The organism is Maribacter sp. (assembly GCA_020629415.1).
GTDB classification, from domain to species: domain Bacteria; phylum Bacteroidota; class Bacteroidia; order Flavobacteriales; family Flavobacteriaceae; genus Maribacter; species Maribacter huludaoensis.
In genome coordinates, this window is the sequence record JAHDDL010000059.1 from 4,637 (window position 1) to 16,349 (window position 11,713).

At 35.9% G+C, this 11,713-nt stretch carries 13 protein-coding genes; 12 read left to right on the forward strand and 1 reads right to left on the reverse strand.

What is annotated here, in order from left to right:
- Positions 1-192 precede the first annotated feature (192 nt).
- The gene (locus QZ657_RS16245) at positions 193-1,035 is read right to left on the reverse strand and encodes a 1,4-dihydroxy-2-naphthoyl-CoA synthase (protein WP_291963737.1); all 843 of its coding nucleotides are present in this window, start codon (positions 1,033-1,035) and stop codon (positions 193-195) included.
- Positions 1,036-1,217: 182 nt separating this feature from the next.
- On the opposite strand from QZ657_RS16245, the gene QZ657_RS16250 reads away from it, so the two are divergent.
- From QZ657_RS16250 to QZ657_RS16305, 12 genes are all read left to right on the forward strand, one after another.
- On the forward strand, positions 1,218-1,946 hold the full coding sequence (locus tag QZ657_RS16250) for a phosphatase PAP2 family protein (protein ID WP_291963736.1): 729 nt from the start codon (positions 1,218-1,220) through the stop codon (positions 1,944-1,946).
- 106 nt (positions 1,947-2,052) lie between these two features.
- A complete protein-coding gene (locus QZ657_RS16255) occupies positions 2,053-2,814 on the forward strand; it encodes an SDR family NAD(P)-dependent oxidoreductase (RefSeq protein ID WP_291968114.1) in 762 nt (253 codons plus the stop codon).
- Positions 2,815-2,915: 101 nt separating this feature from the next.
- A complete protein-coding gene (locus tag QZ657_RS16260) occupies positions 2,916-3,488 on the forward strand; it encodes a DUF2911 domain-containing protein (protein WP_291968115.1) in 573 nt (190 codons plus the stop codon).
- Between the two features lie 158 nt (positions 3,489-3,646).
- Complete coding sequence (locus QZ657_RS16265; protein WP_291968116.1) at positions 3,647-4,363, forward strand: AraC family transcriptional regulator; 717 nt, start codon at positions 3,647-3,649, stop codon at positions 4,361-4,363.
- A gap of 107 nt (positions 4,364-4,470) precedes the next feature.
- Positions 4,471-5,925 carry a hypothetical protein gene (locus tag QZ657_RS16270; protein WP_291968117.1) on the forward strand — a complete coding sequence of 485 codons (1,455 nt, stop codon included), beginning with the start codon at positions 4,471-4,473 and terminating at the stop codon, positions 5,923-5,925.
- Between the two features lie 169 nt (positions 5,926-6,094).
- Positions 6,095-6,721 (forward strand): O-methyltransferase, encoded by a 627-nt coding sequence (locus QZ657_RS16275; RefSeq protein WP_291968118.1) that lies wholly within the window; start codon positions 6,095-6,097, stop codon positions 6,719-6,721.
- Between the two features lies 1 nt (position 6,722).
- Entirely contained in the window at positions 6,723-6,920 is a 198-nt protein-coding gene (locus tag QZ657_RS16280; RefSeq protein WP_291968119.1) for a hypothetical protein, read from the forward strand.
- Between the two features lies 1 nt (position 6,921).
- Positions 6,922-7,545: a ferric reductase-like transmembrane domain-containing protein gene (locus QZ657_RS16285; protein ID WP_291968120.1), complete on the forward strand. Its 624-nt coding sequence runs from the start codon at positions 6,922-6,924 to the stop codon at positions 7,543-7,545.
- 21 nt (positions 7,546-7,566) lie between these two features.
- Positions 7,567-8,418, forward strand: coding sequence for an SDR family oxidoreductase (locus QZ657_RS16290; protein ID WP_291968121.1), 852 nt, complete (start codon positions 7,567-7,569; stop codon positions 8,416-8,418).
- Between the two features lie 158 nt (positions 8,419-8,576).
- Positions 8,577-9,566, forward strand: a complete 990-nt coding sequence (locus QZ657_RS16295) for a 2-hydroxyacid dehydrogenase (RefSeq protein ID WP_291968122.1) — start codon at positions 8,577-8,579, stop codon at positions 9,564-9,566.
- Positions 9,567-9,587: 21 nt separating this feature from the next.
- A complete protein-coding gene (locus tag QZ657_RS16300; RefSeq protein WP_291968123.1) occupies positions 9,588-10,547 on the forward strand; it encodes an NAD(P)-dependent alcohol dehydrogenase in 960 nt (319 codons plus the stop codon).
- 91 nt (positions 10,548-10,638) lie between these two features.
- The coding region (locus QZ657_RS16305) for a polysaccharide lyase family 7 protein (protein ID WP_291968124.1) at positions 10,639-11,713 on the forward strand (1,075 nt) is incomplete at its 3' end.

Consider the following 11,713-nt stretch of genomic DNA (forward strand, 5'->3'; position numbering starts at 1 on the left):
GTTTCCAGTTTCCAGTTTCCAGTTTCCAGTTTCCAGTTTCCAGTTTCCAGTTTCCGAAAACTAAAAAAGTTCATTTTTTTCTTTAGAAAAAATGAACTTTTTTAAGGTCACCATCAACGGACAACCATCAACGGACAACCATCAACGGACAACCATCAACGGACAACCATCAAAGGACAACCATCAACGGACTTACGGCAGCCAATTATCCTTACCAAAATTAGGCTTACGTTTTTCAAGAAATGCATTTCTACCTTCTTTTGCTTCTTCTGTCATATAAGCCAATCTAGTTGCTTCACCTGCAAAAACTTGCTGACCTACCATTCCGTCATCGGTTAAGTTCATGGAGAATTTTAGCATTTTAATAGACGTAGGAGATTTTTCCAATACCTCTTGTGCCCATTGAAAGGCGGTGTCTTCTAACTCGTCATGTGGTATTACGGCGTTGACCATCCCCATATCAAATGCATCTTGTGCAGAATAGTTTCTTCCTAAAAAGAAAATTTCACGTGCTTTTTTCTGTCCCACCATTTTAGCCAAATATGCAGAACCGTATCCACCATCAAAGCTGGTTACATCCGCATCCGTTTGTTTAAATATTGCATGTTCTTTACTGGCCAATGTCATATCACACACTACGTGAAGACTATGACCACCTCCAACGGCCCAACCTGGGACTACGCAAATAACTACTTTGGGCATAAAACGAATCATTCGTTGTACTTCAAGAATGTTCAAACGGTGTTGTCCATCTTGTCCAACATATCCTTTCTCTCCCCTAGCCTTTTGGTCACCACCGCTACAAAAAGACCATATTCCGTCTTTAGTTGAAGGACCTTCCGCAGAAAGTAAAACCACTCCTATAGAAGTATCTTCCTGTGCATCATAAAAGGCTTTTATAAGTTCACTTGTGGTATGTGGTCTAAAGGCATTGCGCACATTAGGCCTGTTGAAAGCAATACGTGCTACACCGTCACATTTTTTATAGGTAATATCATCAAATTCTATTGCGGTTTTCCAATCGGGTGATTTCATAATTTCTAATAATTCTATTATGGTATAAAGATAAGGTTTCGGGATATACTCGTCCAAATCTGTAGAGCCTCATAAAGCTTTGAAAATGTAGTTTAACTCAAACGAGTTATTTATCAATTTGTTTGAAACACTGAAATTGACCTATATCAGCTAAGTTTACGCCTAATCAAATAGATCGTTTCATGAAACAATCCCTTTTCACGTTTATAAAATCGCTGCGAGAATTTTTAGCGAATAAATTAAACCAATATAATACAACATTGCCTTATGTAATTACAGTTTTAATAGCTTTGATTTTGGTTGTAGGTGGCATAAACCTCTTCGTTGAATTGACGGATACATTAAAAACAGAAACCCTGGCTGCCTATGATACTTCTATTACAGATTACGTGATTTCTTACCGAACGCCAACACTAACCTCCTATTTTAAATTCATGACCAATGTTGGCGACACCTATGGGTATTTGATCGTACTAACTATTTTCCTTTTAGTATCCCTTATAGTCTTTAAACGTTGGAAATATGTAGTACAGGCCACTTTGATTCTGGCTTTGGCCACCATTTCAAATATGATGCTAAAACGGTTTATTGATCGGGCCAGACCGGGGATAGAACATCTGGTATCGGTAGAAACCCTTAGTTATCCAAGTGGTCATGCAATGAGTGCTATGGCATTCTACGGATTTCTTATTTTTCTGGTCACTAAATTCAAAATTCAGAGGGTGATGAAATATGCATTGGTCATTGTATTAATGACAATAATTCTAAGCATAGGTATCAGTAGAATATACTTAGGCGTTCATTTTCCCTCGGATATCGCAGGCGGATTTATTGCCGGATTCATTTGGGTAGTTTTCTGTGTGCTGGTTTTTGATTTAATCGAATTATTTAGACGAGATCCAGAGACCTGAGAATTAATTTTAATATAAATATAACGTGACCTTACAGGTATAAAATAGAGATTTCAATATTTTAGATTAAAAAAGAACTAATACCAATTTTAGAGAAAAGAATACTATGTCTAGAACAAAAATAGCATTGGTAACCGGTGGTAGCCGCGGAATAGGAAAAAATATAGCATTAAAAATCGCAGAAAAAGGATTGGATGTAATATTAACGTATCACTCAAAAAAAGAGGCTGCAGCAGAAGTGGTCAAAGAAATAGAAAAAATAGGTCAAAAGGCAGTCGCGTTTCAATTAGATACAAGTGACACTTCAAATTTTTCTAGTTTCTTTAAAACGGTTTCCATGTATTTAAATGAAAATTACCGCACAGCTAAATTTGACTATTTGGTAAATAATGCCGGAACAGGAATTTACAAACCATTTCTAGAAACTACAGAAACTGATTTTGATGACATGATGAACATACATTTAAAAGGTGTTTATTTTTTAACTCAGCATGCTGTGGAACAATTGAATGATGGTGGCGGAATCATAAACATATCATCTGGTTTGGTGCGTGTAACCATTCCAGGATCTTCAGCTTACGCAAGTATGAAAGGTGGAATCGATGTGTTAACACGATTTCTGGCAAAGGAATTAAGCGACAAAAAAATTAGAGTAAATGTAGTGGCTCCCGGTGCCGTAGGTACGGACTTTGGTGGTGGTGCAAATAAGGACAATGAAGATAGGCGTGAAAAAATTAGCAGTAATACAGCTTTAGGTCGCGTTGGTGAACCAGAAGATATTGGCGGTATTGTAGCTTTTTTATGTACGGAAGATGCAGCTTGGATAAATGGGCAGCGTATAGAAGCTACAGGAGGGTTAATGTTATAAAAATATTGATTTACAAGCAGATAGCTGAAGAATAGTTAACTTCTCATTTCAATTATCATTAATTTTAAAACCTGATCAATTTTGTTATTCATGTATTTATTATGAAAAAAACTATACTACTAATAGCTTGCTTTAACTTATTTATTTCCGTTGGACTTGCCCAAAATTTCAGAGGCTTGGATAAAAGTCCGTTGGATAGGGTGTATTTACCGGACCAATTTGCTCACGACATAAAATTTGCTCCAGAAAGAAATCTACCAGATTCCCCTATTTTAAGGATTGATTATAGCAGACCTCAAAAAAAAGGTCGCCCAGTTTTTGACGGTATGGTCAAATACAATGAAATATGGCGACTTGGAGCCAATGAGGCAACGGAGATCAAAGTATACCAAGATGTTAAAATAGATGGCAAATTACTTAGGAAAGGTACCTACACCATGTACGCTTTACCTACTAAAGAGATTTGGACCATAATATTCAATACGGATATTGATCAATGGGGACATTATAGCTATGACGATAATAATGATGTTCTAAGAGTTGAAGCCCATGTTTTACAAAACGATCGACCAATAGAAGAATTTACCATTCAATTTGAAGATTCTGAACAAGGTGTTGCCGTAATGTATATTGCTTGGGATATGAACAGGGTAGAGATTCCAATAAGTTATTAAAACTGTATAGTCAAATTTGAAAAATATACCGGATATATCATTTCAAGATGCCGATAATAAGCACAGTTTTGAGTGTTTAAATCTGACCAAGTTTTTTGCTAGAATCCCTGAAATAACAGACCACAACCCTACCACACAGAATTCATTTTTTTGCGTTATTGATCGTTACAGATGGCAATGGCACACATCAAGTAGATTTAGAAGATTATACCGTACAAAAAGGATCGGTACTGAAATTGGCAAAAGGTCAAGTTCATGCTTTTCAAAAGAATGCCACTTACAAAGGGTTTTTGGTATTGTTTACAGAAAATTTTGTGATGAACCACTTCTCAAAATCCTCGATCAATATGATCTCACATCTCTATAATTACCACGTTACATCCCCTATTTCAGAAAATGAAGAGTTAAACCATTCCTTTTTACAGGAATTAAATGAAGAGCTTAGGAATTCAAATGATTATGCTAGAAATAATATAGTAGCCTCTTTGATCAATCTTTATTTATTGAGACTTGAACGGGAATTTGATCAGCAATTGCCCCATAATAATGCAAAGAATTACACCATTTTCATCACATTTAAAAACTTAGTAGAACAAAATTATGCTACTACAAGAAATGTGAAAGACTATGCCGAAATGCTTAACATTACTACCAAACACCTAAATGAAATAGTTAAGGAGTTTACCTTGGACACGGCTAAAACCTTTATTGACGGTTACGTAATTCTTGAAGCAAAAAGATCTATTGTCAGTACAGATAATGGCTTTAAAGAAATAGCGTACGAAATTGGCTTTAATGAGCTAACAAATTTTACTAAATTCTTTAAAAAAAATACTGGTGTTTCTCCTAAAACATTCAGAAACAGCCTAATATAATTACTCACATTTACCATTCTTAGCTTCATATTGATAACAGAATACCACTATTGCCATTTTAGTTTTGCAGTGTAGAATTACACTTAAAATTAACTAAAATGAAAATTATGAAATCAAAATTATTCGCAATTAGTCTGTTTACGATGGCAATAGCCAGCTGTAACAGCCCAGAAAAAAAAGTGGAGACTGTTTTAGAAGTAACCAGTTTCAATATCAAGACCACCGTAAGTGAATTGGAATTTAATAAACTTGATGCTGAAATAGAAAAAACTTTTACAAGTAAGCAGCCTGGTTTTATTAGACGTCAAAGCGGTGTTGACGAACAAGGTAGATATGTGGTATTGGTATATTGGAAATCAGTTGCCGATGCAGAAGCTTCAATGAATAAATTTATGTCAGATGAGTCTGTTGCCAGTTATGCAGGTATGATTGATGGTTCTTCAATGAAAATGTCCCGTTTTACAATAACCGATGAATTTACTGCTACGAATAGCACATTTACAGAAGTAATGACCTTTAAATTAAAGGAAGGTGCCAATGTTGAAGCTTTTAATGCAGTAAATGACAGAGTTGGACCGGAATTCAGCGAAAAACAAACCGGATTTTTACAACGAATTACTGGGTTTAATAAAAAAGGAGAACAAGTTGCTATTGCGTATTGGGATACAAAAGCGCATTCAGATGCAGTAATCAATGATTTTATGAATGCCGCGGTTGCTAAAGAATTCATGGGGATGATGGATCAGTCTACCATAGAAATGATCAGATTTCAATCACTAACATCTTTAAAGAATGTAAAATTATCTAATAAAGACAAAGTAGTTGCATTATTGAACAGCTTTAATACAGGTAACCAAACACCTATTTCTTACATTAATCCTAATACGTACATTCAGCACAATTTAGATGTAGCAGATGGCTTACAAGGTTTTGGTGAAGTAATGCAACATGCCGCGGAAGGCGGATTTAAAGCAAATGTACTACGTGCGTTTCAAGATGGGGATTATGTGTTTACGCATACTGAATATGATTTCTTCGGACCAAAAGCAGGATTTGATATTTTTCGATTTGAAGATGGAATGATCGTTGAGCATTGGGACAACTTATTACCTGTTCAAAAGCCAAACCCAAGTGGAAGATCTCAATTTGACGGTGCCACTACTTTGACCGATCTAGATAAGACAGAAGCAAATAAAGCTGTAGTTAGAGGTTTTATAGAAAATGTGCTTTTAAATCATGAAATGGATAAGGTGACCAACTACATCAACCCAGCAACCTACATTCAACATAATCCCGCTGTGGCAGATGGTTTAGATGGTTTTGGGGCAGCAATGAAATATTTTGCGGATAACGGTCTGGTAATGCAGTATGATAAACTACATTTCGTTTTGGGTCAGGGCAACTATGTGCTTAGCGTTAGCGAAGGTAAATTCGGTAAAGGCGACCATACCGCTTATTATGATCTATTTAGATTGGAAAATGGTTTAATTGTAGAACACTGGGATGTTATTGCTACAATACCTGCAAAATCTGAATGGAAAAACGAGAACGGAAAATTCTAATTCCCTCTAGAGAGTAAAACACCTCAGGGCAAGCCATCAGGCATTCAAAAGAAACAAACTTCTAAATTAAAGGAAAGCCTCAGGGTATTATACCCTTTGGCGGTGACAATAAAATTCTTAGCAAAGGAATAGCCGTTAACACGGTTGTTCCTTTTAAAAGGTTCAAAATATGATAATTGCAGCACAGCAAAAAATAGCAGCTACATTGGCAAATTTGTATGAAGATGCCAAATACGATGATATAAGAATAATGAAGGCTTTGACGAAAAGTATTCTGGGACCTATACGACCCATACATTTTAAGGATACCTACCTGGCCATCTCAAAAAAACAAGGAGAAGATATAGTACATCTTATTAAAGAAAATCGAATTAAAAATGTGGTTGAATTCGGTTCTTCATTCGGTATATCTACTTTGTATTTAGCCGAGGGTATTCTAGAAACAAATGGCAGTATTGTTACAACCGAACTTATAGATTCTAAAGCAAAAAAAGCCATTGAGAATTTTAAAAATGCTGGTGTTGATCACCTAATAGAAATGAGAATTGGCGATGCTATGGAAACACTTAAAGGATATGCGGAACCTATAGATTTATTATTTCTTGATGGATGGAAAGATTTATACCTATCCCTTTTTCTAATGCTAGAACCCAATTTTCATAGTAAAACAATAGTATACGTGGATAATGCAGAAATGCACGATACAAAACGATTTTTAAAAGAAATACAACAAACCAACAAATACCATTTAACACCAAAACATGACGGTAAAGTGGTTATCATAAATTCTAAATAACATGAGTGATATAAAAATTTGCCCAACATGTGGCAGTAAGTCAAAATTCAAAGAAAAAGATGGTGTAACCACGTACACCGCAGTGCAAGATGATGAGGCATTTAAAAAAATTGGTCAAATGAAAAAGGCAATGCAAAAGTTTAAGGACAAAGCAGAAGCTTTGGAAAAAGAATTGAACCAACTAAAAGCCTCTTTATAATATGCCATTTATAAAAAAGAATTATGGCTGGATCATAGTAACCATTCTTGCCATAATACCAATGTTCATTTTAAGTGCCATGTTTAAAATTGATACTTCTAATGGATTTGTTTTCACTTTAGTTGAAAATGGAGGTAAAGAAAGCATGTCAACTTTAGAAATGTTATATCATATCACAGGTGAATTTTCAATAAGATGGATGACCGCCGTGTTGACCTGTACTCCGTTTTTTATCCTATTTGGTATCCATAATCTATTTGTAAGACAAGCTATGGGTATAGCTACGGCTGTATGGAGTCTGTTGCATTTTGTCATATTTATTTGGGCAGAAGGTTTTTCAGAAACCTTTACCCAATTCAATTATATAGCCGGATTCATAGCCGTCTTAATATTGATTCCGTTGTTGTTCACTTCAAACAGAAAGTGGATGAAAAAATTAAAACGTACATGGAAAAAGCTTCAAAGTTTGGCATATTTGGCTATTATACTTAGCCTTTTACACGTAGCCATTTTAGAAAAAACATGGATGGTTTATGCCATAATTGTTGGTATTGGCTTTTTCATTAGAATACCGGTAATAAAAGAGAAAATAATCGCATTAAGAACAAAACAAGTAAAGCTGTAAATAAATCAAAATATTAATTCTATGAAAATAGCAGTAACATCGGCAAGTGGAAAATTAGGTGCAACCATTGTAAAGCATCTTATCAATTTAATAGGTAAAGAAAATGTGATCGGCATTGCCAGAACACCTGAAAAAGCTACATATTTAAATGTAGAAATCAGAAAGGGAGACTACAATAACCGCGAGGATTTTAATGAAGCATTACAAGGTGTAGATGCCGTTCTTTTAGTATCTGGCATGGATGAACCTCAAAAACGAATTCAGCAACACAGAAATGTGATTGAAGCTGCCAAACAAAATGGAGTACAAAAAATAGTGTACACCAGTATTGTTGGAGATGAAAATAATAACGCCTTCAGCCCTATTGTACAAAGCAACCGCCAAACAGAAAAAGATGTACAGAATTCCGGACTCAACTGGGTTATAGGAAGAAACGGAATTTACATAGAACCAGATTTGGAATATATAGATACCTATGTAAAAGAAGGAAGAATAGAAAACTGTGCCGGTCAAGGAAAATGTACCTATACCAGCCGAGAAGAACTAGGTTTTGCCTATGCAAAATTACTCGTAGAAGACAAACATAATGGCAATGTTTATAATCTTGTAGGTGAACCTGTTTCACAAAAGGAATTGGCTGAAAACATCAATAAGGTGTATGATACTAATTTAATCTACAATTCGGTACCTGTTGAAAAATACAAGGCAGACAGAAAGTCGGCTTTAGGTGACTTTATGGGTACTGTTATTGCCGGTATTTATGAAGGTATTAAAAACGGTGCCAATGATGTACCATCAGATTATGAAAAGGCTGCAGGCAGAGAACATAAAACACTTATTGAGATGATTACAGAATTCAAGAAAGATCAGTAACGGCTAATAATCTATTTTGCCATACGCACAGTGCAACCTAATAAACTATTAAAAAAATGTATACATTTTTTTAATTCTACCAGTTCACAAAAAAGGGATAGGAATACTAAACTAGTATAGTTAACTTTAAGATACTATTCATCATCAAAACTATCTTAATGAACATCGCCGTATTCAGTACCAAATCTTATGATCAAGAGTATTTTGAAAAGTATAATGCCGATTATGACTATAATTTTTCATTTTATGAAACCGCTTTAAATCCAGATACTGCCAAACTTTCGGCAGAATGCAATGTGGTATGTGTTTTTGTAAACGATGTAGTCAATGAAGAAACTATTAAAATATTATCCGCCAACGGTATAGAACTAATAGCACTACGCTGCGCTGGCTACAACAATGTAGATTTAGAAGCTGCAGACAGAGAAGGCATAAAAGTAGTAAGGGTGCCTGCCTATTCACCAGAAGCGGTTGCAGAGCATGCCTTGGCTTTGATATTGACCCTTAACCGTAAAACACACAAAGCTTACAACCGGGTCAGGGAAGGCAACTTTTCATTAAAGAACCTTATTGGTTTCAACCTGAGCAATAAAACCATAGGTATTATTGGAACAGGAAAAATTGGAGCAACATTCGGTAAATTATTAAAAGGTTTTGGTAGTAAGCTCATTGCATATGACATTGCTGAAAATGAAGAATTGGTAGCTGCAGGAGTAGAATTTTTACCGCTTGAAGAAGTATTTCAACAATCCGATATTATATCGTTGCACTGTCCTTTAAACAAACATACCAAGCATATCATCAATAAAGCATCTATTGCTAAAATGAAGGATGGTGTTATGATCGTCAACACCAGTAGAGGTGCCCTGATAAAAACGGAAGATGCCATTGCCGGACTTAAAGATAGAAAAATAGGATATTTGGGAATCGATGTTTATGAGCAGGAAGAAAATCTGTTTTTTGAGGATCTTTCAGAACATATCATTGAAGATGATATGATATTGAGACTATTAAGTTTCCCTAATGTGTTAATTACATCGCATCAGGCATATTTTACAAAAGAAGCAATGGATCAAATAACTACGATCACCTTAAACAATATTAAATCATTTGAGACAGGTAGCGAGTTAGAGAATGAGGTAAAGTAACTAATTTCAATTTCAGTGGACATGAAGGCATTTACCAAATATAAATATGGCGGTCCGGAGGTTCTTCAAATGAAAGAAGTTGAAAGCCCTGTTGTAAAAAACAATCATATTTTAGTGAAGGTGATGGCAAATTCCGCTAACCCGGCGGATTGGCATATTCTACGGGGAAAGCCCTTTTTTGCTAGATTTTCGTTCGGACTTTTTAAACCCAAGGATGCTATATTAGGTGCTGATTTTGCAGGAATTGTAAAAGAAATTGGTTCTGGCGTGCAGCATTTTAAAATTGGAGACCATGTATTTGGTGAAATGTTAGGTGGTGGTGCTTTTGCAGAATTTGCTTGTGTTCCGGCCTATGTTTGTGCTAAAATGCCAGAGCATGCAAAATTCACTACCATGGCAGGTGTTCCCATTGCAGGTCTAACAGCTTATCAGGCAATAATTATGCATGGTAACATAAAAAATGGAGAATCTGTATTGATTAATGGGGCATCTGGTGGTGTGGGTCATTTTGCGGTACAAATTGCCAAGGCATACGGAGCACATGTAACGGCTGTATGTTCTTCCAGAAATTCGGACTTTGTAAAATCAATTGGTGCAGATAATACCATTGCGTATGACAAGGTAGATATTCACCAGCATAAAGGACATTATGATGTAGTCATTGATGTACATGGCAACCTAACGCATTCCGATTATACACGAATGGGCAAAAGAGGTGTTATGGTCGGTTTTACTACTATAGGACATATTTCTGCCGTTTTATTGAAAAAAGCTTTCAGTAAGTTCCCATTGACCCAATTTACGGCTGAAGCGAATTCTAAAGATTTAAAAGTTTTGGCTTCTCTTATTAAAGAAGAACAAATCAAGGTCCACATAGAAAAGTCATATCCGTATACCCAGATACCTGAGGCAATAGCACATATTGAAAAAATGCGTACACGAGGTAAAGTGGTAATGGTTTGGAAAGATATTCTTGAATAGAAGGTTATTCTCCAATATCACAATAGAAAATGTCCTATAATTTATTAATTGTTTAAACTATTCCTATCTTATCGCCCTATATCGGAATAAAATGAAAAAATATACAATTGCCCTAGCATCTTTAGTAACAATTATTTGTTTTACGAATTGTAAAAACGCAACAAAAAAAACGAATGATGCTCCTATCGAAAATGATCCAGAAGAAACGGTTTACGCAAGTGAGGTAATTCCGTTCTTTGATGATTGGAAATTAATTTTGGGCGATGGTTCAAATGCGGGGGTAGCCAATAACTTTGAAAATAAAGATTTCTTTTACGTTGCCAATGACGGCAAAGATGATTGGGTAGTTTTTAAAGCACCCAATGGTGGCAATACCCATGGTTCTTCCAATAATACCAGGACCGAACTGGCGCAAATTAAAAAATGGTACCCAAAAACGGCAAATGACAAACTAACGGCAACCCTTAAAGTAATGAACGTGTCATCTACGGGAGATGCCCGTGTGGCAGCAACCCACGCGGTAGTTGTGGGTCAAATTCATAGCGCAGATGCCTTTGAAAACGAGCCATTGAAAATCTTTTACAAAAAATACCCAGGTCATACCAAAGGCTCTGTATTTTGGCATTATGAGATCAATACCGCTGGCGATGATAATTCTAAGAGGTGGGACTACTCTACTGCTGTTTGGGGCAATGATTTTTCCATAGTTGGTGAAACTGCGGACACCTATCCTACAGAACCTGAAGATGGCATAGCGCTAGGTGAAGAATTCAGCTATGAAGTTGTTGTAAAAGACGGAATCATGAGCTTAAAGTTTATGAGTGACGGACATGAAACCAAAACGTTTACCAAAAATTTACTGGAATCGGAATACCCAACACAGGCGGATATACCTGAGCAAACCAAGAAATTGTTTTTCCCTATTGGTCAAGATGGTGTAGAACGAAAAGAAGCATACGCTGGTGAAGGCTGCTTTTTTAAATTGGGCGCTTATAATCAAACCAACGGAAAATCTCCAGATGAAAACATGAACTGGTGCTCAGGTGCAGAAACCCATGGTGGCGATATTCAAAAACAATATGCCGATGGCAATTATGCAGAAGTTTGGTTCAAAACCGCTAGTATAGAAGTTAGCGATGCTGCAGTATCAAATGAAGGGTATTTCT